This is a genomic window from Streptomyces sp. DvalAA-43, from assembly GCF_900091725.1.
GTDB classification, from domain to species: domain Bacteria; phylum Actinomycetota; class Actinomycetes; order Streptomycetales; family Streptomycetaceae; genus Streptomyces; species Streptomyces pulveraceus.
In genome coordinates, this window is sequence record NZ_FMBW01000091.1 from 30,432 (window position 1) to 52,139 (window position 21,708).

The 21,708-nt window shown below is 73.3% G+C and carries 19 protein-coding genes; 7 read left to right on the plus strand and 12 right to left on the minus strand.

All coding sequences use genetic code 11. The features are described from left to right. Positions 1–50 precede the first annotated feature (50 nt). The 3 genes from GA0115234_RS37730 to GA0115234_RS37740 all read right to left on the minus strand — a co-directional run bounded on the left by GA0115234_RS37730 (position 51) and on the right by GA0115234_RS37740 (position 2,616). A complete protein-coding gene (locus GA0115234_RS37730; RefSeq protein ID WP_093550805.1) occupies positions 51–1,148 on the minus strand; it encodes an NADH:flavin oxidoreductase/NADH oxidase in 1,098 nt (365 codons plus the stop codon). Between the two features lie 169 nt (positions 1,149–1,317). Next, complete coding sequence (locus GA0115234_RS37735) at positions 1,318–1,707, minus strand: hypothetical protein (protein ID WP_093550807.1); 390 nt, start codon at positions 1,705–1,707, stop codon at positions 1,318–1,320. Between the two features lie 132 nt (positions 1,708–1,839). Beyond that, positions 1,840–2,616: a methyltransferase domain-containing protein gene (locus GA0115234_RS37740; protein WP_093550809.1), complete on the minus strand. Its 777-nt coding sequence runs from the start codon at positions 2,614–2,616 to the stop codon at positions 1,840–1,842. 160 nt (positions 2,617–2,776) lie between these two features. On the opposite strand from GA0115234_RS37740, the gene GA0115234_RS37745 reads away from it, so the two are divergent. Continuing rightward, positions 2,777–3,322 (plus strand): GNAT family N-acetyltransferase, encoded by a 546-nt coding sequence (locus GA0115234_RS37745; protein ID WP_093550811.1) that lies wholly within the window; start codon positions 2,777–2,779, stop codon positions 3,320–3,322. On the opposite strand, the gene GA0115234_RS37750 is transcribed toward GA0115234_RS37745, so the two are convergent. Beyond that, entirely contained in the window at positions 3,310–4,026 is a 717-nt protein-coding gene (locus GA0115234_RS37750; protein ID WP_093550813.1) for a cupin domain-containing protein, read from the minus strand. The genes GA0115234_RS37745 and GA0115234_RS37750 overlap by 13 nt on opposite strands. Before the next feature lie 205 nt (positions 4,027–4,231). Between GA0115234_RS37750 and GA0115234_RS37755 the strand changes: the two genes are divergently transcribed. After that, positions 4,232–5,320, plus strand: coding sequence for a WD40/YVTN/BNR-like repeat-containing protein (locus GA0115234_RS37755; protein ID WP_093550815.1), 1,089 nt, complete (start codon positions 4,232–4,234; stop codon positions 5,318–5,320). Between the two features lie 194 nt (positions 5,321–5,514). Continuing rightward, positions 5,515–8,340: a hypothetical protein gene (locus GA0115234_RS37760; protein WP_093550817.1), complete on the plus strand. Its 2,826-nt coding sequence runs from the start codon at positions 5,515–5,517 to the stop codon at positions 8,338–8,340. 96 nt (positions 8,341–8,436) lie between these two features. Here the strand turns inward: GA0115234_RS37760 and GA0115234_RS37765 are convergent, their stop codons facing one another. Further along, a complete protein-coding gene (locus GA0115234_RS37765) occupies positions 8,437–9,114 on the minus strand; it encodes a uracil-DNA glycosylase (RefSeq protein ID WP_093550819.1) in 678 nt (225 codons plus the stop codon). Positions 9,115–9,236: 122 nt separating this feature from the next. On the opposite strand from GA0115234_RS37765, the gene GA0115234_RS37770 reads away from it, so the two are divergent. Next, complete coding sequence (locus GA0115234_RS37770) at positions 9,237–10,355, plus strand: N-acetylglucosamine kinase (RefSeq protein ID WP_093550821.1); 1,119 nt, start codon at positions 9,237–9,239, stop codon at positions 10,353–10,355. Positions 10,356–10,427: 72 nt separating this feature from the next. After that, the gene (locus tag GA0115234_RS37775) at positions 10,428–11,351 is read left to right on the plus strand and encodes a sirohydrochlorin chelatase (protein ID WP_093550823.1); all 924 of its coding nucleotides are present in this window, start codon (positions 10,428–10,430) and stop codon (positions 11,349–11,351) included. Positions 11,352–11,442: 91 nt separating this feature from the next. On the opposite strand, the gene GA0115234_RS37780 is transcribed toward GA0115234_RS37775, so the two are convergent. The 7 genes from GA0115234_RS37780 to GA0115234_RS37810 form a co-directional block, all read right to left on the minus strand. Then, positions 11,443–12,516, minus strand: a complete 1,074-nt coding sequence (locus GA0115234_RS37780) for a lactonase family protein (RefSeq protein WP_093550825.1) — start codon at positions 12,514–12,516, stop codon at positions 11,443–11,445. A 127-nt stretch (positions 12,517–12,643) separates the two neighbouring features. Then, a complete protein-coding gene (locus GA0115234_RS37785; protein ID WP_093550827.1) occupies positions 12,644–14,149 on the minus strand; it encodes an FUSC family protein in 1,506 nt (501 codons plus the stop codon). A gap of 283 nt (positions 14,150–14,432) precedes the next feature. Next, on the minus strand, positions 14,433–15,587 hold the full coding sequence (locus tag GA0115234_RS37790) for a glycosyltransferase family 4 protein (protein ID WP_093550829.1): 1,155 nt from the start codon (positions 15,585–15,587) through the stop codon (positions 14,433–14,435). A 266-nt stretch (positions 15,588–15,853) separates the two neighbouring features. Beyond that, positions 15,854–16,525, minus strand: a complete 672-nt coding sequence (locus tag GA0115234_RS37795; RefSeq protein WP_093550831.1) for a response regulator — start codon at positions 16,523–16,525, stop codon at positions 15,854–15,856. After that, complete coding sequence (locus GA0115234_RS37800; RefSeq protein WP_093551074.1) at positions 16,522–17,856, minus strand: sensor histidine kinase; 1,335 nt, start codon at positions 17,854–17,856, stop codon at positions 16,522–16,524. Before GA0115234_RS37800 ends, GA0115234_RS37795 begins: the two co-directional genes overlap by 4 nt. Positions 17,857–17,881: 25 nt before the next feature. Next, a complete protein-coding gene (locus tag GA0115234_RS37805; protein WP_093550833.1) occupies positions 17,882–19,045 on the minus strand; it encodes an acyltransferase family protein in 1,164 nt (387 codons plus the stop codon). Continuing rightward, on the minus strand, positions 19,038–20,015 hold the full coding sequence (locus tag GA0115234_RS37810) for an alpha/beta hydrolase (protein ID WP_093550835.1): 978 nt from the start codon (positions 20,013–20,015) through the stop codon (positions 19,038–19,040). Before GA0115234_RS37810 ends, GA0115234_RS37805 begins: the two co-directional genes overlap by 8 nt. 267 nt (positions 20,016–20,282) lie before the next feature. Between GA0115234_RS37810 and GA0115234_RS37815 the strand changes: the two genes are divergently transcribed. Together GA0115234_RS37815 and GA0115234_RS37820 are read left to right on the plus strand one after the other, a co-directional pair. Continuing rightward, positions 20,283–20,768, plus strand: a complete 486-nt coding sequence (locus GA0115234_RS37815) for an Lrp/AsnC family transcriptional regulator (protein WP_093550837.1) — start codon at positions 20,283–20,285, stop codon at positions 20,766–20,768. Positions 20,769–20,793: 25 nt separating this feature from the next. Then, positions 20,794–21,525: an HAD family hydrolase gene (locus GA0115234_RS37820; RefSeq protein WP_093551076.1), complete on the plus strand. Its 732-nt coding sequence runs from the start codon at positions 20,794–20,796 to the stop codon at positions 21,523–21,525. Positions 21,526–21,708: the final 183 nt, after the last annotated feature.

Genomic DNA, 21,708 nt, shown 5'->3' on the forward strand with positions numbered 1-21,708 from the left:
CGGGGCCCGCGCACCGCACGGGACCGGACGGGCCGGGGTGGGCCGAGTGGTCAGACCGCGCGGAGATACTGCTCCGGCTTGCGGAGTTCACCGCCCAGTTCGCGGGCCGCTTCCTGGGCCCACGACGGGCTGCGCAGCAGCTCGCGCCCGAGGAGGACGGCGTCGGCCCGGCCCTCGGTGAGGATCTTCTCGGCCTGCTGCGGCTCGGTGATCAGGCCCACCGCCGCCACGGGGAGCGAGGTCTCGGTCCGGACCCGCTCGGCGAAGGGGACCTGGTATCCCGGCCCGGTCCCGATGCGGGCGCGCGGGGCGTTTCCACCGCTGGACACGTCCAGCAGATCGACCCCGTGCGTCTGGAGCAGCGCGGCCAGCCGGACGGTCTCGTCGACGGTCCAGCCCTCGCGCTCGTCCTCGTCGTTCTCCGTGAGCCAGTCCGTCGCGGAGATCCGGAAGAAGACGGGCAGTTCCTCCGGCCAGACCTCGCGCACCGCGTCGACGACCTCCAGGGCGAGGCGGACGCGGTTCTCGAAGCTGCCGCCATACTCGTCGGTGCGCCGGTTGCTGTGCGGGGAGAGGAACTGCCCGATGAGGTAGCCGTGGGCGCCGTGCACCTCGGCGACCTCGAAGCCCGCGTCGAGGGCGCGGCGCGCGGCCTCACGGAACTGGTCGACGATGCCCCGGATCTCGTCCGTGGTCAGCTCGTGCGGCACGGGGTGGCCCTCGTCGAACGGCAGCGGACTGGGGGCGACGGGCGTCCAGCCGTGCGCCTCCGGCCCGACCGGATGACCGCCCAGCCAGGGGGCGGCCGTGGACGCCTTGCGCCCGGCGTGGGCGAGCTGGACGCCGGGGACGGATCCCTGGCCCTTGATGAACGCCGTGATCCTGCGGAGCGCGGCGACCTGGGTGTCGTTCCAGATGCCGAGGTCGGCGGGGCTGATCCGGCCCTCGGGGCTGACCGCCGTCGCCTCGGTGAGGATGAGCCCGGTCCCCCCTATGGCGCGCGCCGCGAGGTGGGCGAAGTGCCAGTCGGTCGCGACACCGGCGTCCGGCCCCTCCGGTGCGGCGCTGTACTGGCACATGGGCGCCATCCAGACCCGGTTGGGAATGACGAGCGACCGCAGGGTGTAGGGCTCGAAGAGGGCACTCACGTCGGACTCCGTTTCGACGGGTACGGAAGGATCGCTAGTACGATACATCCCGTACTACGACACCCGTCAAATTACGATGACCTTCGTACAAGGCCCCGGGCCCCGACGATCTGCCTCACGGACACCCGGCAGGGGTGCCCGCGCTCCCGAGAGGGGCGGCCGACGGGGATCAGCGGCCCCCGTCCCGCCGACGGAGCGTGATGTCGGCGTCCGCGTCATAGCCCTGGGTCCAGCTGCGCCCGGCACCCGATTTCCAGGTGACATGGGCGGTCGCCCCGTCGACCCTGATGTCGTCCACCGTCATGGCCCGGTCGCCCTCCCGGACGTCCCCTCGGCGCAGCTCGCGCGCCTTGACGGTGACGGGCCGCGCCGACCGTGCGCTGTCGGCCTCGTCCGCCGCGAGGGTGAGCGCCGCCGCCAGCTCCCGGGCACGGGCCGGGGTGCAGATCAGCGTCAGCCCGCCCGGCGGTGCCGCGGCCCTGATCTCGACCCGTGCACCCACGGGGTTCACCTCCAGGGCCGCCCCGCGCCCCTCGATGTCCTCGATCCCGCTCGTCATCGCTCCACTCCTCCCCCGCCCGGCCGGTACGTCGGCCGGTACGGGTACATCGGCCGGTTCCTCGGCCAGTACGGTACGTCGGCCGGTTCCTCCGCCTGGTACGCCCCGGTGCTCCCGGGCCGACGGCGCGCCCTACGCCTCGGCCACGACGATGAAGAGCGTCACGGCCGCCAGGAAGGGACCGTCGACGAGGTGGTCCAGCCAGCGTCGCACCGCCTCCTCGGTGAAGTATCCGGCGTCGGCGGCGCGGCGCGCGGTGCGCTCCAGGCCGAGAATCCGGTCGGCGGCCCGGACGTCCCGGAAGACGGGGGTGACCGGGACGACCGTGGGCACGGCGAATCCCGCGTCCGCCGCCAGCCGGGCCAGCCGGCTGCCGATGCGGGCGTTGCGGACGGCCTCGTCCGTGACGTACCGGGTGTAGGCGCGCGACAGGCCGCTGTCCGGATGGTCGACCGTCAGGGTTCCCCAGTCGGGCTCGCCCATGACGAGCCGCCCGCCCGGCCTGAGCACACGCCGGGCTTCGCCGAGCGCGCGGGCGGGATCGGCGACGTGCTGGAGAACCCGGTCGGTACGGGCCCGGTCGGCGGAGTTGTCCGGCAGCTCCAACTCATGGATGTCGCCGAGCCGCACGGTCACATTGCCCCGCCCCGCGGTGCGTTCCGTGGCGGCGTCGGCCGAGGCCCGGTCGTGGTCGACGCCGATCACCGTGCCCGTCCCGGTGACGGCGTCGGCCAGCGCGGCGAGGTCCGTGCCGGGACCGCAGCCGAGGTCGAGCACCGTCTCACCCGCGCGGATGGCGAGTTCGTCGAGCATCCGCAGCTTGTAGGACCGGCCCAGATCGGTTGAGGCGACCCGGTCGAGGTAGGCGAACGCGTCGGGAGTGATGGTCTCGAACACCGAGGAGGTCATGGGCGCCAGTCAACCAAATCCGGCGAACCGGCGGCCTTTCTTCGGCGGGTTCACGGATCGGACCGGGCGTGCCGTGGGTTCGGCCAGGACCGAGCCGCCCTCGCCGGGCCGTGGGTATTGCGTTGCGGGGCGCCCGGGGCCGTGCGTAGCGTCGTCGGCCATGACGACCCCCGCCCTGCACACCGCGCGACTGCGCCTGGAGCCGTACACGCCCTCCGACGAGGAGGACTTCGTCGCACTGTTCCAGGACGCCCGGGTGTCCCGCTGGATGGGGGCAGGACCCACGACCGAGGCCGAGGACCGCGCCCTGTTCGGACGGATCTTCAGCAAGGTGTACGCACAGGACCTGTTCGATGTCTGGGCCGTTCGCTGCGGCGGCCGGTTCGTCGGCCATGCGGAGATCAAGCCGTCCTCGGACCCGGCGGGCCACGAGATCGTCTACGCACTGGCCGCCGCCGCGTGGGGCCAGGGGTTCGGCACCGAGATCGCGCGGGCGCTGACCGGGTACGGATTCGGCACGCTCGGGCTCACCGAGGTGCATGCCACGGTGGCCGCCGAGAACGCCGCGTCGCTGGCGCTGCTGGGCCGGATCGGCTTCCGGCACGTCCGGGACAGGGCGGAGGACGACGGCGGCACGACCCGGGTCCTGACCCGCTCCGCCGCGTTGGACGCCGACACCGCCCACGCCGCCGGTCAGCCCCGGTAGACGTCCAGGCGGCCGCACATGCCGAACTTCCCGTACGCGGCTGGCTGTTCGGCGTGCACACGGGCGTCGGCGAGATGGCCGCCGTCGCCGCGTGCCACGGCGTCGAGCTGCTCGCCGGTCGCCTCGGAAGCGGCGACGGCCCCCCGCCGCCAGCGCCCGCGCCAGTCCTCGGCCCTCGGGCGTACGAGTGCGGCGGCGGCCCGGTGGAACGCGGCGAGCGGCTCGGGGTCGCCCGCTTCGGTGGCCCGGCGCAGGGCGAGAAAGCCCTCGACGGCGAGATCGCGGCGGGCGCGGGCGGCCCGTTCCTGATCGGCCTCCGAACCGTCGGCGGGCAGGATGGCCGCCGCCCGGTAGGCATCGGGGTCCATCAGGTGATCCGGCGGCAGGGTGAGTACGGCGTCGCCCGCCTCCGGCAGCCCGCTGTTCTCCATGAGGACGACGATGCGCAGCCCGTCCTCGTTGACCAGTCGGTGGATCGTGCCCGGCGTGAACCACACCAGCGCCCCCGGCGCCAGCGGCGTCTGGCGGAATCCCGACGCGGTGAGCGTCTGCACCGAGCCCGTGCCCCCGACCACCACGTATCCCTCGGAACAGGTGAGATGGAGATGGGGCGTTCCGCCGCGCAGCCCGTCCGCGGTGGGCCAGTCGTACACCCGCAGGTGGGACACGGCGACGGCGCCGGGCAGCCCTTCGAAGGTCGGCACAACTGCTCCTCGGTCTCTCCGCCCCTGCGACCCGCAGGGGTTCGCAGCGGGCTCGGCAAGCGCTTTCCACGCCTGCTGCACGGTACCCGCGCCGGCCGCGACCGCAACAGGGACCGGGTGTCAGCGACTGCCCTGCGGGCCACTGTCAGTGGTCGGGGGCAAACTGTCCGGTATCCGGCACAACGGCGTTTCGGGAGGTTCGGTCATGTCCGACGTACTGCTCACCGTGGGCACCCGCAAGGGACTCTTCATCGGCCGCAGGCGCGGTGACACATGGGAGTTCGGCGGCCCGCATTTCAATGCCCAGGCGATCTATTCCATCGCCGTCGACACCCGCGGGCCGGTCCCACGACTCCTGGTCGGCGGCGACAGCGCGCACTGGGGCCCGTCGGTCTTCCGCTCCGACGACCTGGGCGCCACCTGGGTCGAGCCGGGACAACCGGCCGTGAAGTTCCCCCGGTTCACCGGGGCGTCGCTGGAGCGGGTCTGGCAGCTGCATCCGGCCGGCCCCGAGGCGCCCGATGTCGTCTACGCGGGGACCGAGCCCGCCGCGCTGTTCCGTTCCGAGGACGGCGGGGAGTCGTTCGAGCTGGTCCGCCCGCTGTGGGAGCATCCGACGCGTTCGCGATGGGTGCCGGGCGGGGGCGGTGAGGGCCTGCACACCATCCTGACGGACCCGAGGGACGCCCGTGCCGTGACCGTCGCGGTCTCCACGGCCGGCGTGTTCCGCACCAAGGACGGCGGTGCGAGCTGGGCTCCGTCGAACAAGGGCGTGTCCGCGGTCTTCCTCCCCGGCCCGGCCCCGGAGTTCGGTCAGTGCGTCCACAAGGTGGCGCGGGACGCGGTCGATCCGGACCGGCTCTACCTCCAGAACCACTGGGGAGTCTTCCGGAGCGACGACTCGGGGGACCACTGGACCGACATCGGGCAGGGGCTGCCGTCGGACTTCGGTTTCGCCGCGGCGGCGCACCCGCACCGCGCGGACACCGTGTACCTCTTCCCGATCAACGCCGATGCCGACCGGGTGCCCGCCGGACACCGCTGCCGGGTGTTCCGTACCAACGACGCGGGGAGCACCTGGGAGCCGCTGACAACGGGCCTGCCCGAGGAGACGCACTACGGCACGGTGCTGCGCGACGCGCTCTGTACGGACGACGCCGATCCGGCGGGTGTCTACTTCGGCAATCGCAACGGCGAGGTGTACGCGAGCGCGGACGACGGGGACAGCTGGCAGCAGCTCGCCTCGCACCTGCCGGACGTGCTGTGCGTACGGGCGGCGGTGATCGGCGACTGACCACCGCCCGGCGGTGCGCCGGCAGCCGGCTCGTTCCGGCCGGTCATCGGCCCAACTCTTCTCCCCGAACTTTCAGTTCCGCACAGTGTGACGCGGTCCGAGGCAACCCCTGGGCTTCACTCTCCGTCCTCCGGAAGCGGGGGCCCCAGGGATCTCTGGGGTGTTCGAGAAGGCCGATGACCAGGAGGACCACCTTGATCCGTGTCTCGCGCACGGTTACCGCCGCGCTGGCGGTACTCACCCTGACCATGGGATGGCCGGAGCTGGCGCGCGCGTCGCCGCAACCGGCACACCCGCAGCGTTCCGCCGATTCCATATCCCTGCCCGCTTCGATGGCCTCCGCTGCGCGGGAGGAGCCGGACGGCCGGCTTCCGGCAGGCTGGCGGATCACCGGTGCGGGAACCGCGAAGCAGCTCGTCTGGACCTCGCCCGAGCGGGTGCCGATGGGCGATGCCCGGGTCGAGTTCTACGCCGGGGACAAGCTTCTGGGCCGGCCGGTGGCCGGCCGGGACCGGCGGGCGTTCCGGCTGAAGCTCGGCGACGCGCATATCGGAGCGGCGCCGGACCTCAAGGCCCTGGCGGGCGGACGTCGTCTCGACGCCGCCGGGGCCGGCCGGGCCCCGGACGCCCGGCGTGCCACCGAGGCGGCACCGCCGTCGACTCTCCCGCCGGCGAACCCGGTCGACCCCGGCGTGGCGGGAAAGTACCGGACCGTCAGCGGTGAGTACGCCCTGAAGTCGGTGCGGCTGCCCGGCTTCCCCGCACCGGTGGAGATGCGGGCCGTGGTGGTGTCGCCGGTCGGCGCACCGGGGCGCCGGCCCCTCGCGCTGTTCCTGCACGGCCGTCACTACACCTGCTACAACGCCAAGGGCGACCAGGGCATGTCCTGGCCCTGCGAGGCGGGCACGAAGCCGGTGCCGAGCCACCGGGGCTATCTGCGCGACCAGAAGCTCCTGGCCTCGCAGGGATACGTCACGGTGTCCATCGCGGCCAACGGGATAAACGGGCAGGACGACAACGCCGAGGACGGTGGCGCCCAGGCGCGTTCGTCCCTGGTGCGGCTGCACCTCGCCCGCTGGGCCGAATGGGCCGCCCATCGGGCCGGAGCGCCCGCGGCCGTGCGCGCCGCCCCGCCCGCCGACATGGAACGGGTGCTGCTCGTCGGCCACTCCCGGGGCGGCGAAGGCGTCAACCGGGCCGCGCTCGACAGCCTGTCCCGGCCGCCCGCGGACCAGGACGGCTACCGCGGTCCGGTGCGCTGGCACATTCGCGGCACCGTCCTGATCGGCCCCACCGTCTTCGGGCAGAACCCGGTTCCGGACGTACCGTCCACGACCATCCTGCCGGGCTGCGACGGCGACGTGTCCGATCTCCAGGGCCAGATCTATGTGGACGGCACCCGTGGCGTCAGCCGCGGCGCCGCACTGCACAGCGCGGTCTACATGGTCGGCGCCAACCACAACTTCTTCAACAGCGAGTGGACTCCGGGGCAGGCGGCGGCCCCCGCCGACGACGACTTCTGGGACGGCGACACCCCTGACCCGGTGTGCACCCCGGGCAAGAAGGCCCGGCTCACCGCCACACGGCAGCAGACCGCCGGGGCCACGTACATCGCCGCGGCGGCCCGGCTGTTCGTCGCGGGTGACGACCGCGTACGCCCGCTGCTGGACGGCTCGGACCGGCGCGCGCCGTCGGCCGGCCCGGTCCGCGTGCTCACCCACGCCGTCGGCGGCAGGCGCACGCCCGCGTTCCTTCCCGACACCTCGGTGTCCGTGACCGGCGGCCGGGTGTGCGCCCAGGTGGATCCCGATCCGCGCCGCGCCTGTCTGCCGCCCGAGGGAACCGCCGTCTCCCCGCACTTCGCCCTGTGGGAGACCTCGCGGGAGCCCGGCCGTCACGCGGTCGCCATGCGCTGGTCGAAGCCGGGCACGGCGGTGAAGATCCGTCCCGCCCATCCGGTCTCCGTGGCGGGTTCCGAGTCGCTGGCGCTCCGGGTGATCGTGCCGCCCAACACCACCGGCACCCGCCTGGACATCGCCCTCACCGACACCAGGGGCCGACGGGCGGTGCTCGGCACGGCCCGGATCGACGGGCTGCCGGGCAGCGACCGGACCGCGTCCTACTGGGGCCGCGAGATCCGGGTGCCGCTGTCCGCCGCCGCGCGGAGCAAGGTGGATCTGAAGCAGGTGAAGGCCCTGGAGCTGACCCCGCGCAGCGGTTCGGGGCAGGCGTGGCTGGTCGACGCCTGGGGCTGGCGCCCCGGCACACCCGCGGTCCGGGCGGCTTCGCTGCCGCGGGTGGACATCGGGCGGCTGACGGTCCAGGAAGGTGACTCCGGGGTCCGGAACTACCGCATTCCGGTGCGGGTCTCCGGGCACGGCAGCGGCCAGGTACGGCTGTTCGTCGCCGAGCCGGGCACGGACGAGGTCCGCTACCGGACGGTGACGGTACGTCCGGGCAGCCATGACGTCGACGTGCCCGTCCAGGTGCGGGGCAACACCCGCTTCTCCTACGACGTCATGCACAACGTGTTCGTCAAGGCCGTTCGCGGCGCGGTCGTCGGCTCCTACAGCGGCGGGCTGACCGTGAAGAACGACGATCCGATGCCCACGGTCGAAGTGAAGCCGGTCGCGGACCACGTCACCGAAGGGCAGAGCCTGCGCTGGCGGATCTCGCTCTCCGAAGCCGCCGATGTCGACATGGACTCGGTCGGTTTCGAGATCCTGCCGGTCGAGCAGGGGGCGGAGCTGTCCACCCTGGACGTCGACGGGTCGTGGCTGCGGGACACCTTCGGCGAGTCGCCGAAACCGGCCCGGCCGCTGTCCAAGGTGGTGGAGACGCCGTATCTGCCGGTCAGCGTGCCCGCCGGGAAGCTGAGTACCGAGTTGACCGTGCCCACGGTCGCCGACGGGCTCAAGGAGCCGGAGGAATCGGTGCGGTTGCGGATGATCACCTACGACGACTCCTGGGAGCCGCACGAGGGGCCGGTGTTCACCGGCACGGTGCGCGACGCGTCATGACCCGTCGCGCATGATCCGAGGACGTGGCACCGGTCCCGCGAAGGGGCCGGTGCCACGTCCGGTACCGACGCGGTGCGCGGTGCCCGGAGCGCCGCGCTACGGCAGCCGCCAGTCGACTTCCTGGGCTCCCTGGCGCAGCAGGAGTTCATTGGTACGGCTGAACGGGCGCGAGCCGAAGAAGCCGCGGTCCGCCGACATGGGCGAGGGGTGCGCGGACTCGATCGCCGGGAAGCCGTCGAGGAACGGCCGCAGGTTGCGGGCGTCACGCCCCCACAGCACGGAGACCAGCGGCTTGCCACGTGCGGCCAGGGCCCGGATCGCCTGTTCGGTGACCTCCTCCCAGCCCTTGCCTCGGTGCGCGCCCGGTTTGCGGGGCGCGGTGGTGAGCGCCCTGTTCAGCAGCAGGACGCCCTGCCGCGTCCAGGGCGTCAGGTCGCCGTTCGACGGACGCGGCAGCCCCAGGTCCGTATGCATCTCCCGGAAGATGTTCTCCAGACTGCCGGGCACCTGGGGCACCTCGGGGGCCACGGAGAAGCTCAGCCCCATCGCCATTCCGGGCGTCGGATAGGGGTCCTGACCGACGATCAGGACGCGTACGTCGTCGAAGGGCTGCTGGAACGCGCGCAGCACGTTCGCTCCGGACGGCAGATAGGTGCGTCCTGCCGCCACCTCCGCGCGCAGGAAATCGCCCATCGCCGCGATGCGTCCGGCCACGGGTGCGAGTGCTTCGGCCCAGCCGGGCTCGACTACTTCATTCAACGGTCGTGGTGCCACAAAACGTCACTCTACCGGCGTACACGGCCCGCTCCCGCCTCCGAGTCCGCCCTCCCAGGACCGGGGCCGGGTCCTGGGGATAGGCTGCCGCCGTCATTCCTCTTCCTTCCTGGAGCCGGCCCATGAGCGCACCGCGGCGATCACCGGAAAGCACCGCCGCCCGGGCGGGTGCGGAGGGGGCGGCGGTGTCGGGGCCGTATGTGCTCGGCGTGGACTCGGGAGGTTCGGGGCTGCGCGTGGCGCTGGGCGCCGTCGGCGGGTCCGCCCCGGTGGCGACGACGGACTGCGGGGGTCCGGTGCGCACCGGACCGGCCGGGATCGACGCGGGCCATCTGCTGGAGCAACTGCTGCCCGCCGCCCGCCTGTTGCTGGAGCAGCGCGGCGCGGCAGGTTCCGGGATCGAGGCCGTGGCGATCGGCGCGGCCGGCATGGCGACGCTCGGCGGACAACTGCGCGCGGAGCTGCCCGCCGCCCTGGAGGACGCCCTCGGGGTACGGCGGCTGGCGCTCGCCGGCGACGCGGTGACCGCGTACGCGGGGGCGGTCGGCCAGCGTCCGGGGGCGGTCGTCGCAGGTGGCACGGGCATGATCGCGCTGGGTACGGATCTGACGAGCTGGCGCCGGGCCGACGGCTGGGGCCATCTGCTGGGCGACAGTGGCGGCGGAGCCTGGATCGGCCGGGCCGGGCTCGACGCGGCCATGCGCGCCCATGACGGGCGGCGCGGCGGATCCGCCGCTCTGCTGTCCCGGCTGGAGGCGGTGTTCGGGCCCGCACCGGAACTGCCCGGACGGCTCTATCCGCGGACCGACCGGCCTGCCGTACTGGCCTCGTTCGCGCCCGAGGTCGCCGCGTGCGCCGGGCACGATCCGGTGGCCGCGGGCATTCTGCGCGAGGCCGCGGCGCATGTCGCGGAGGCGGCCGAGGCGGTCTGCCCCGAGGCGGGGCGCGACGGCGAACCGTGCGAAGTGGCGCTGACGGGCGGCTTGTTCCGGATGGGCGATCCGCTGCTCGTACCATTGCGCGAGGAGTTGTCCCGCCGTCTCCCGCAGGCGCGGATGGTCCCCGGTTCGGGTGATCCGCTGACCGGGGCGCTGTCCATCGCGCGGGCGCTGGCGACCGGGGACCTACGACTGCCCCGCCACCCGACGCTGCTTCGGGTGCCTGGTGAGGGGCCTGAGTGGCAGTCCGGCCAGGTGGCGACAGAGCAGGACCAGTCGGCCGGTAAGCCTCTGATCGGATAAAAGTGGACAGATAACGCCTGTCTGGGCCCTCCCCGAACGGAGCCGCACCCAAAACCAGTAGCATGCGGCGCCATGAGCACCCCCACTGGGCCCGCTTCCGGCCTGCCTGTACGAATGCCGCGACCTCGCCAGTCCGGACGGCACCGCCGCCCGGAGCCCGTGGTCGCGCCCGAGGGCGCTGCCGCGCTCGTTCTCGCCGTTCCCGGTACCCCCTCCTCGGCCACGCGCAGTCTGGCCGAAGAGGTGATCAGCATCGCCCGTTCCGAGCTGCCCGGCCTCAACGCCCGGATCGGCTACCTCGACGGCGACGATGCCGAGTACCCCGCGCTCTCCGCCGTACTCACCCACTGCGCCGCCGAGCGCGTCGCGCGCTTCGAGCAGGCGCGGGCCGCAGGCCGTGAGGTTCCCGAGCCCGAGGGTCCGTCCGCCGTCGTGGTGCCGCTGCTCGCGGGGCCGGACAGCTCGCTGATCCGGCGGATACGGCAGGCCGTGATGGACAGCGGTACGCAGGTCGAGCTGACCGATGTGCTCGGCCCGCACCCGCTTCTCGCCGAGGCGCTGCACGTACGGCTGTCCGAGGCCGGTCTGGCCCGCGCGGACCGGGCCAGGCTCTTCACGGTGGCCACCGCCGCCGACGGCATCGTGCTGGCCACGGTGGGTGGCGACGAGGCCGTGCAGGCGGCCGGGATCACCGGCATGCTGCTGGCCGCCCGGCTCGCGGTACCGGTGATGGCCGCGGCGCTCGACGTCGAGGGTTCCGTCGCGTCGATCGCCGAGCAGCTCACCGGCTCCGGCTCGGTGCAGCTCGCGGTGGCCCCGTATCTGGTCGGCCCGGAGGTGGCCGAGGGGCTGCTGGACGCCGCCGCGAAGGAGGCGGGCTGCGCGACGGCCGAGCCGCTCGGCGCCTACCCGGCGATCGGCAAGCTCGTGCTGTCGCTGTACATGACGACGCTCGGGATCACGCCGGTCGCACCGCAGGGCGCCCAGGCGCACTGATCCACTGCCGGGTACGCCCGGCAGTCCACGATCGCCGGACGGGCCGGGAGAACCGGGCCCGTCCGGCGATCGTGCTGTGCTCGGCGCGAGGTCAGGCGAAGATCACGCAGGAGGCGGCCGGGACCTCCAGCGCACCCGCGCGACGCGGGATGCCGGTCACCGGGTCGACGTCGAACCAGCTGACGTCGCCGGAGCGCTCATTGGCCGCGTACAGCCGGCGTCCGGCGGGGTCGAGGGCGAGGTCGCGCGGCCAGCGCCCGCCGCAGTCCACGGTCGTGACCAGGGTCGCCTGCTCGCCGGTCGCGTCGAGCGCCAGAACCGAGATGCTGTCGTCGCCCCGGTTGGCGGTCCAGAGGAACCGCCCGTCGTGCGAGACGACGATCTCCGAGGGGTAGGTCGCCGTGTTCTCACCGTCCGCCGCCGGTTCCACGGGCAGCACGAGCGTCTCCCCGACCGGCTCCAGGACGCCCGCGGCGGCGTTCCACCTGCATACGGTGACGGTCGGTTCGAGCTCGTTCAGGACGTAGGCGTGGCCGCCCGCGGGGTGGAAGGCCAGATGGCGCGGGCCGGCGCCCGGCCGCAGGGCCGTCTCGCCGTGCAGCCGCAGCGTGCCGGTCGTGGTGTCGAGCGCGCAGATCCGTACGGAGTCGGTCCCGAGGTCCACACTGAGTACCCAGTTCCCCGACGGGTCGGGCAGCACCTGGTGGGCGTGCGGGGACCGCTGCCGGTCGGTGTTCGGGCCGCTGCCCTCGTGCCGGAGCACGGAGGCGACCGGGCCTGGGGAGCCGTCCGCCCGGACGGGAAGGGCGCTGACGCTGCCCGAGCCGTAGTTGGCGGTGAGCAGATGGCCGCCCGCGAGCGCGAGATGGGTGGGGCCGGCGCCGTCCACCGGACTGATCTCGCCGATGAGCCGCGGCTCGTCGCCGGTGATGTCCAGGGCGGCCGCCGCACCGTCCTCGGTCTCGCTGACCGCGTAGAGCGCGCCGCCGCCCGGCCCCGGTCCATGGCCCAGGGCGAGATACGAGGGATCGGGGACCGTGTCCGTGGCGCCGAGGGCGGTCAGTGCCCCGGTCTCCCGGTCCACGGCGGCGACGGTGATTCCCCGCCCGCCCGCCGAGGTGAACGACCCGATGAATGCCCGTACCGCGCCGTCGTCGCTGCTCACCGCATTGCCCCTCTCCGCCGACTGATCACGACGGCTCGTACCGCCGTGATCTTCCGGGGCGACGGTAGCAGTCACCCGTCAGGTCCAGACCAGTGCCTCGGCCGCCGGGCCCGCCCGCGCGGGCGCCTCACGCGGTGATCAGCGGGGCACGCGGATCGCTGTGCAGTGGTGCGGCGAGTTCGGCCAGCGCCCGCTCCAGGCCGTGCAGATGGGCGAGGGCCGGCTCGGCGGCGGCCGGGTGCGGCGGTACGCCCGCCACGCCCGCCCGGTGCCGTGGGTCGGGGGCCGTCAGGGCCTCCACGGATGCCTCGACCCGCCAGCAGGCGGCGGCGAGGCGGGCGTCGTGGGACGCCTCCGGGTCCGCCGCGACGGAGGCCAGTCCGCGCACCTCGCGCGCACAGGCGTCCAGGAGGGCGAGCACCTGACCGGCGCGGGCCCTGCGGGCGCGCAGCGGGCTGAGCGGGTGGACCAGCGGGGCCAGGGACATCCGCACCCGGCCGAGCAGCGCCTCCAGCTCGGCGATCCGGGGTGCGGGGTCGGCGGTCGGCGAACCCGAGAGCCGTGCGGCGGCTTCCGCGGTGCAGGCGTGCACACAGCGCAGGGCCCGCTGGATCCAGGCGTCGGTCGTGGCGTGCGTGGTGACCGGCAGCACCAGCAGCACCGCGAGCATCGCGCCGAGCGCGCCCGCGCCGGTCTCCGTCAGCCGCAGCACGAGCAGGGCCGGGTCCAGCACCCCGAGCAGTCCGTAGAGCGCCCCGGCCATCACCGTCACCGAGAACACCATCCAGGTGTAGGAGACCGCGGCGGTGTAGAAGATCCCGAAGACTCCGGCCGCGACCACGACCGCGGTGGGCACGGGCGCTCCGTGCAGCGGGACGACGACGGCCAGGCCGACAGGGACGCCGACCAGTGTCCCCAGGACTCTGCGGAAGCCGCGCACCAGCGTCTCGCCGCGTGAGGCGGTGTTCACGAAGACCCACCAGGTGGCGCCCACGGCCCAGTACCAGCGCTCCTCGGAGAGGACGAGCCCCGCCGTCAGCGCGAGGGCCCCGGCCGCGGTCGCCTGGATCGCCTGGCGCGTGGTGGCCCGGCCCAGCCCCGTGCCGGTCACGGGGGCGGGTACGACGGCGGCGGGCTGCCGCCGCTCGTAGCACCACAGCCCGAAGCGGACGGCCGACGAGACGAGCAGGGAGAGGGCGACGGCCGAGTACAGCTCGGGCAGCCGGCCGGGCAGGGTGTGCAGGAACTGTGTGGTGAAGAACGCCATGAACGCGAACACGCCGAGCGAGTGGCCGCGCGGCCCCCATCGCCGGGCGTACACACCCGCGCCGACGACGGCGAGAAAGGCCGCGTCCCGGGCCACCGGGTGGTCGTGCAGCACGGCGGCGAGGGCGAGCACGGGGAAGCCGACGACAGGCAGCAGCGCCGTGGTGATCGCCTGGCCGCGCACCGTGGTGTCCAGCACCGTGAACAGGGCCAGCAGCGCGGCGAGGCCACCGGTGACGGCCGCGACCAGGGAGTGGCCGACCAGGCCGCACACCGCGACGGCCAGTCCGATGCCGAGGACGGCCCGGATCCCGCTGCGCAGTCTCATCCGGCCCGGATCCGGGGCGACGAACATCCTCTTCAGCACCAACACGCTCCTGCTTCCGCGCACCGGTCCTGTACACCGGCATGAAAAAGGCGCCGCGGAGATCCGCAGCGCCATCGACGGGTACATCACAACATCATCGCAGCCCATGGCTCAACCGGGGCGGACATCACTGGGCCATTGGCACAGTGATTACCGGACCGACTGCGCCATGAGTAAGCCAACGGACCGGCACCGCCCCGGACCCCGGCCGACGACCCTGCCGGCCCCGTCCCGCACGTCGAAGCGGCGGCCGGGGACGGCTCTCCGGTCCCGCGACGGCCCGCTACTCCTCGCCCGGCAGGGGCACCGGCACCTGCTCGACGGGGGTCAGAAGCTCCGTCAGATGACGGGCCGACGCGTCCCAGGACCAGGCCTCCCGGACCCATTCCCGGCCCGCGGCGCCCATCGCGGCCCGGTCGGGGGCGAGGAGTATCCCGGTCAGCGCCCCGGCGACGGCCGCGGGGTCGGTGCCGTCCACGACCCGGCCGGTCCTGCCGTCGAGGACGGTGTCCGGGGCGCCGCCCGAATCGCCGACGACCACGGGCAGTCCGCTCGCCGCCGCCTCCAGGAACACGATCCCGAGCCCCTCCGCCTCCAGACCCGCGCGCCGGGTGCGGCACGGCATCGCGAAGACGTCCGCCGCGGCGTAGTAGGGCGGCGTGTCGGCGTGCGAGACGCCGCCCGCGAAGTGAACGGCCCCCTCGGCGTGCCGCGCCGCCAGTCTGCGCAGCCGCGCCTCGTCGGGCCCCTGGCCGACCACCACCAGCACCGCGTCGGGCACCTTGCTCCGGATCAGTGGCAGAGCCCGGATGAGGGTGTCCTGGCCCTTGCGGGGGACGAGCCTGGCCACGCACAGGATGACGCGCTTGCCGTGCAGCGCGAGGCCGGTGAGCGGGTCGGACCCGGCACCGGTGCGGGGCCGGTACACCTCGGCGTCGACCCCGGGGACCAGCCGGCTCATCCGCGCACGCGGGCCGAGAGCGGGCTCGATCCGGGCGCGGGTGTACTGCCCCAGATAGGTCACCACGTCGACGCCGCTGCCTATCCGGCGCATGAGCCCGCGTGCGCCGGGTGTCCTCGCCCACCAGATCTCATGGCCGTGGGTGGTCGCCACGATGCGTCGTACGCCGCCGCGCCGCAGGGCCGGTGCCATCAGGGCCAGCGGGGCGGCGGCGCCGAACCAGACCCGGTCGCAGCCGTGGGCCCCGGCGATCTCGACGGCCCTGCGGGTCACCCGGCCGGTCGGCAGCAGCATGCGGCTCGGGTCCCGTACGACGGGGAACGGGAGGCTCGCGTCGTAGGCGGTGTCACCGGGCTCGTGCGAGGTGTAGACGACCACGTCGTCGTCCGGGACCCGGGTGGCCATCGCGTGCACGAACGTCTCGATGCCGCCCTGACGCGGCGGGAAGTCATTGGTGATGACAAGGGTGGAGCCCATGGAATTCTCGGTTCCTTCGGTTGGTCGTAATCGGTCGGACCGCGAGGAGGGGGCGGCCCGATGCCCGGTCGCGGGCACTGCGGCTCACCGCGCGGGCCTCCGTGGCCCGGTCGGTGCCGGTTTCGTACGTGTCGGAGACGTGCCGCTGCTGCCGCTTCCGGGCGTGCGGGAGCGGATGGCGGGTGCGGACGCGGTGTTATGCGGGTGACGGGGCCGGGCCGGGGTCCTTCGCCTGGATCAGCACGGCGTGATCCGAATGGACAGCCTCAGTAGCCGGCCGGGCGCACCAGACCGGTCTCGTAGGCGTGGACCGCCGCCTGGGTGCGGTCGCGAAGCCCCAACTTGGAGAGGATCCGTCCGACATGGGACTTCACGGTCTGCTCGGCCACCACGAGGCGCGCGGCGATCTCGGTGTTGGACAGGCCCTGTGCGATCAGGGCCAACACCTCGGTCTCACGCTCCGTCAGATCACCGGTGCGGTCCTTGAGCGCGGCGCGCGGACCGGCGCTCACCCGGGCGAACTCGGCGATCAGCCGCTTGGTGATGTTCGGGGCGAGCAGGGCCTCGCCTTCCGCCACCACCCTTACCGCATGGGCGAGTTCGTCGGCCGAGGCGTCCTTCAGAAGGAATCCGGACGCGCCCGCGCGCAGCGCCTCGTAGACGTACTCGTCGAGATCGAAGGTGGTCAGGACGAGGACCTTGACGGTGGAGCCGTCGGCCTCGGTGACGGCGCGGGTCGCCTCGATGCCGCCGACCCGGGGCATGCGGATGTCCATCAGGACGACGTCCGGGGCGAGTTCGGCCACCTTCTCGATGGCGTCGGCGCCGTCCACCGCCTGGCCGACGACCTCGATGTCGGGTTCGGCGTTCAGCAGCACCGTGAGGCCCTGGCGGACCATCATCTGGTCGTCGGCGATCAGTACGCGGATGGCCGTCATCGGGTGTCCTCGGCAGGGTCGGTGGGCACGGCGGGACCGGTGGGCTCGGCGGGGGGCAGTGCGGGCAGTGTCGCGGTGACTTCGTACCCGCCGTCGGGGGTCGCTCCGGTGGCGAGTTCACCGCCCAGCATCGCGGTGCGCTCACGCATGCCGAGCAGGCCGTGGCCGATACCCGAGGTGGGCGGAGCGGCCCGGTCCGGTGCGGTGTTGGTGATCCTGACCGTGACCCCGGAACCCTGGTGGCGGATCTCCACCCGCACCCGTGCGCCCGGCGCGTGGCGCATCGCGTTGCTGAGCGCCTCCTGAACGATGCGGAACGCCGACAGCTCGACGCCGGGCGACAGCGGGTGCGGCTCCCCGGTGGTCTCGGCGGTGACCGTGAGCCCGGCGCCGCGTGCGTTGTCGATCAGCTCGTCCAGCCGTTCCAGGGTGGGCTGCGGGGCGTGCCGCGCGGCGTGCGGGAGGGGGTCCTCGGAGCGCAGTACGCCGAGCACCCGGCGCAGTTCGGTGAGCGCGTCGACCGCGTTCCTGCGGATGCCCTCGACGTTCTCCCTCAGCTCGTCGGACGGGTTCTCGACCAGGTGCGGAACGACCTGCGCCTGGATGGAGACGACCGACATGTGATGGGCGACCACGTCGTGCAGCTCGCGTGCGATGCGGTTGCGCTCCTCCAACAGGGTGCGCCTGGAACGCTCTTCGGCGGTGAGTTCCTCCTGCACGACCAGCTGCGTACGGGCGGCCATCAGACCGCGCAGCGCGACACCCATCGCCACCGTGATGGCGAGCGCCGCGATGGCGAGGCGGATGTCATGGGCGCTCTGCAAGGGGTTTCTCGCTCCGCAGACGAGCCCGGCCAGCACGGTGATCACCAGGGTCTCGACGGCGATCCGGGGACGCACCCGCAGCGCGAGCAGGTACAGCACCCCGGCCTGCATGGCGATCCCGACCCCGCTCCAGGGGAACGCGCCGCTCCACGGAATCCGCATCCCCGAAGCGGCGTTCACGGCGAACGGGGCGACCATCACCATGACGAGCATGGTCGCCCACCAGGCCTGGACCGGGCGGTACAGGGCGACGACGATCGCCGCCGACTGGGCCCCGGCGAACAGGATGCCGAGCTGTATGCCCATCCCGAAGTCGAAGGCGTACTGGTTGGCGCCGCCGATGAGCAGTCCCACCGCCAGCATCACCAGCGGCACCATGATCACCGGCCGCCAGTCGAGCCAACGCGGACGCCCGGCCTGTCCGTTCGGGTCGGCCTCCCACGTCACGAGGTCCCCGCGCAGGATGCGGGGCCAAGCCCGCAGCACCTGTGCCGAACGCTTCACCATGTCCCCCCGGTTCACAACTCGCACCTTAGACACGTCGCGCCGCCGCCGACCGGGCGGGGCGGCCCCCGCGGACGATCCGGCTCCCGTTCCGCGGCCGCCGCTGTTCGTGACCGCGGAAGGCCAGCCAGCAGATCAGCAGCGCCGCGGCGAACGCCGGCAGCCAGGCCAGCCGGGCGAGTACCCAGCCGGGTCCGTCGGGCACCGTGTGCAGGCCCGGCAGGGTCTCACCCGCCGTCAGACCGATCGCGGTGACCGCGATCATGGCCGTCTGGTGCCACAGGAAGACGGTCATCGCCGAGAGGTTCACCGTCGCCACCACGGCCCAGAGCGCGGGGCGCCGCAGCAGCCGACGCAGCGGACCGAGCAGCAGCAGCGCCGCCCCGCACTGGGCGAGGCCGAAGATGACCACGGCGAGGGTCGGCGGGTCGAGGTTGGAGATCTCGCCACCGGGCACCCCGACCATGGCGGCGGGGTACCCGGCCCACAGGACCAGTCCGGCGGTGGCCGCCGCTCCGCCGAGCAGCAGCGCCCAGCCGGTCCGGCGGCTCCGCAGTCCGCCCCGGGACCACGCCGCGCCCAGGCAGTACGGGACCAGCCAGCCGGCCACCACGTTGACCTCGGCGAATCCGCCGGGCTCGGCCAGGCCGAACCGGTAGACGTCGACGAGCAGCACGACGGCGAACGGCCACAGCGGATGCAGCCTCGCCACCAGCGGGGTCGCCGCCGTCAGCGCCGCGAAGACCACGATGAACCAGAGCGGGGACCAAACCAGTTTGCCCAGTGCGCGCACGGTGTCCTCGTCCACCCCGGAGGCGAGCATCACGCACGCCGCCACCGCCCACACGGCCAGGACCACCGCCATCGGGCGCAGCAGCCGGCTCATCCGGGCACCGAGCCACCGGCCGTAGCTCTCGCCCCGGGCGCGGGCCGCGGCATGGCTCCTCGCCCCGACCAGTCCGCCGACCAGGAAGAAGACGGCGAGGGTCTGGAGCAGCCAGGAGACCGGGGTGAGTCCCGGCAGGTAGTGGAGCGGGCTCGCTCCGTGCAGGGTGCCGCTGTCGACGACCAGGGCGGTCACCAGCCAATGGCCGAGGACGACACCGAGGATGGCGAGGGCGCGCAGTGCGTCGACGGCACGGTCGCGGTCGGCGGGGGTGGCGGATTCGATCCGCCGGGCGAAGTCACGCATGGTGCTCTCCCGGGGTCTCCGCGGATCCGGCCGCGCCGGCCACGATCCGCGCGATGTTCCTCAGCGGTACGGAACCGGTCTTCAGGTAGTCGCTGTGGCCGCCGGAGCCTGCCGCGAAGATCTCGGCGCCGAAGGCGGGCGAGACCGGGTCCGTTCCGAATCCGATGTCCACGAAGGGAAGTTGTAGTTCGATGTGCGGTACGTCCGCGATCCAGTCGTCGGCGGCGCGGCCCGCCCAGACGGTGGCCGGGGTGTGCAGGGCGGCGGCGTTCCGGTAGCCGGTGCCCGGACTCCCGTACAGGACGATGTTCGCGACCGGCAGTCCGTGCGCGGCCCGCGCGCAGACGACGGAGCCGTAGGAGTGGCAGAGCAGGGTGGTGCGCGCCTCGGGCCGCATGCGGTTCAACTCCTTCATGAATCGCGCCAGTTCGGGTGCTGCCTCGGCGGCGCGCCCGGAGGTGACCGAGGTCGGGCTCACCGTCGTCGGTGTCCGGTACCCGAGCCAGGCGACCACGGCCGACCGCTCGCCCAGTTCCTCGCTCAGGGCGAGCGAGCCGTTACGCAGCCGCCAGTAGTGATCGATGCCGATGCCCGCGCCGGGGACCAGCACGGCGATCCGTTCCGCGCGCGAGAGATCGCCGAAGATCTCGACGCCGCGGCCGCCGTCCCGGCCGTCGAAGGCGAGGAACCGGCGGGCGGGGTCGGCCATCTCGTGCAGCGCGGCGGCCCGCTTGCGGTCGCCGTGGCGGGCCGCCGTCCGTTCGGCCGCGCCGATGTCGGCCCGTGTCGCGGCGTACCGCTCGGCGAGGGCCTCGGGTGCCGCGGTACGCAGCGGGCCCCGGACGGCAGGAGCGGGTGCAGGTACGGCCGTGGGACCCGCCGCGCCCGAGACCGGCACGGCCACCGAGGCGGCCACCAGCGCGGCGAGCAGGCCGCGGCGCAGGCGGGAACTGCGCGGATGGGACGGCATGACGGGGTGTTCCTTCCGTACCTGACGGCTGGGGGCGTCGACACTTGGGTCTTCGGCGCTTGGGTGCTTCGGCGCTTCGGTACAGAAGCTATGGACGGGGCTCCGTAGTCGGCGTCCCACCGGGGTGTGAACCTTCTCCGTAGCTCTCAGGGACTACAGGTATGACACGCGGTCAGGGCCGGGGCCGAATCGTCCAGGCCGGGCCCGGAGTGGGCCGTTGGTACAGTCACAGCCCGGATCGTCGTACCAGGAAGAGGCCAGCGGACCATGGCGGTGGACGCCCTCGACACCCGTATCCTCCGGCTGCTGATCGAGCAGCCGCGTACCAGCGTCCGTGAGTACGCGCGCATCCTCTCCATCGCCCGGGGCACGCTCCAGGCCCGCATCGACCGGCTGGAGCGGGACGGTGTCATCACCGGTACCGGTCCCGTCCTGTCCGCCGCGGCGCTGGGCCACCCGGTGCTGGCCTTCGTCCATCTCGAAGTGACCCAGGGGCATCTCGACGAGGTCGGCGAGGCGCTCGCCGCCGTGCCGGAGATCGTCGAGGCCTTCTCGACCACGGGCGGCGGGGATCTGCTGGCGCGGGTGGTGGCCCGCGACAACGGGCATCTGGAGGATGTGATCCAGCGGCTGATCCAGCTGCCCGGAGTGGTCAGGACACGTACCGAGGTGGCGCTGCGGGAACGGGTGCCGCACCGGCTGCTGCCGCTGGTCGAATCGGTGGGCCGGACGGCGGCGGGCCACCGGAAGTGATCACGGGCTTGGCATGCTGGATGCCATGACCTCTCCGTACTTCCCCGCACCGGCCGTCGTCTTCGATCTCGACGCCACGCTGGTGGACAGCGAGCCCACCTACTACGAGGCGGCACGCCGTCTGCTGGCGGATCACGGCGCGCCCGGCTTCACCTGGGCCGAGCACCTCGCGTTCATCGGCATCGGCGTCCACGAGACGCTGGCGGCGCTGCGCGCCAGGTACGGGATCGAGGCGCCCGTCGCCGAACTGGTGGCCGCCCAGGACGTCCTGTATCTGGAGCTGGCCAGGACGTCGACCGAGGTCTTCCCGCAGATGCGGCAGTTCGTGGAGCTGCTGCACCGGCGGGATGTCGCCATGGCGGTGGCGTCGGGTTCGTCGCGGGCGGCGATCGAGGCGGTGCTGGAGGGCACCGGACTCGACGCGTATCTGACCACGTACGTCTCCGCCGAGGAGGTGGCGCACGGCAAGCCGGAACCGGATGTGTTCCTGGAGGCGGCCCGGCGCCTCGGTGCGCCACCCGCCGGCTGTGTGGTGCTGGAGGACTCCGCGCCGGGCGCGGCGGCAGCGCATGCTGCGGGGATGCGCTGCATCGCGATTCCCTATGTGGCCGCGACGGCCGGCGATCCGGCCTTCGCGGCGGCCGGTCTCCTCTTCCCGGGCGGGCAGGGCGAGTTCACCGCACAGGCCGCGTACGACTGGCTGTTCCCGCGGGCCGGAGCCCGGCCCGCGCCCGCTCGGCGCGATCCGTCCTCCTGATCCGGCCGGGGCGGTCACCGGTCAGGCTCCGACCGGCCCGGTCCCGGGGTGCGCGAGCAGGACTTCCGGGCGGGGACGGCCTTGCCGTACGGGCACGGCAAGGCCGTCGGCGCGGTGATCGCCCCGGTGGACACGCGGTCTGGGGACGGCGGGGCCGCTCCACGGAACCGCGAGGTCCGGCGG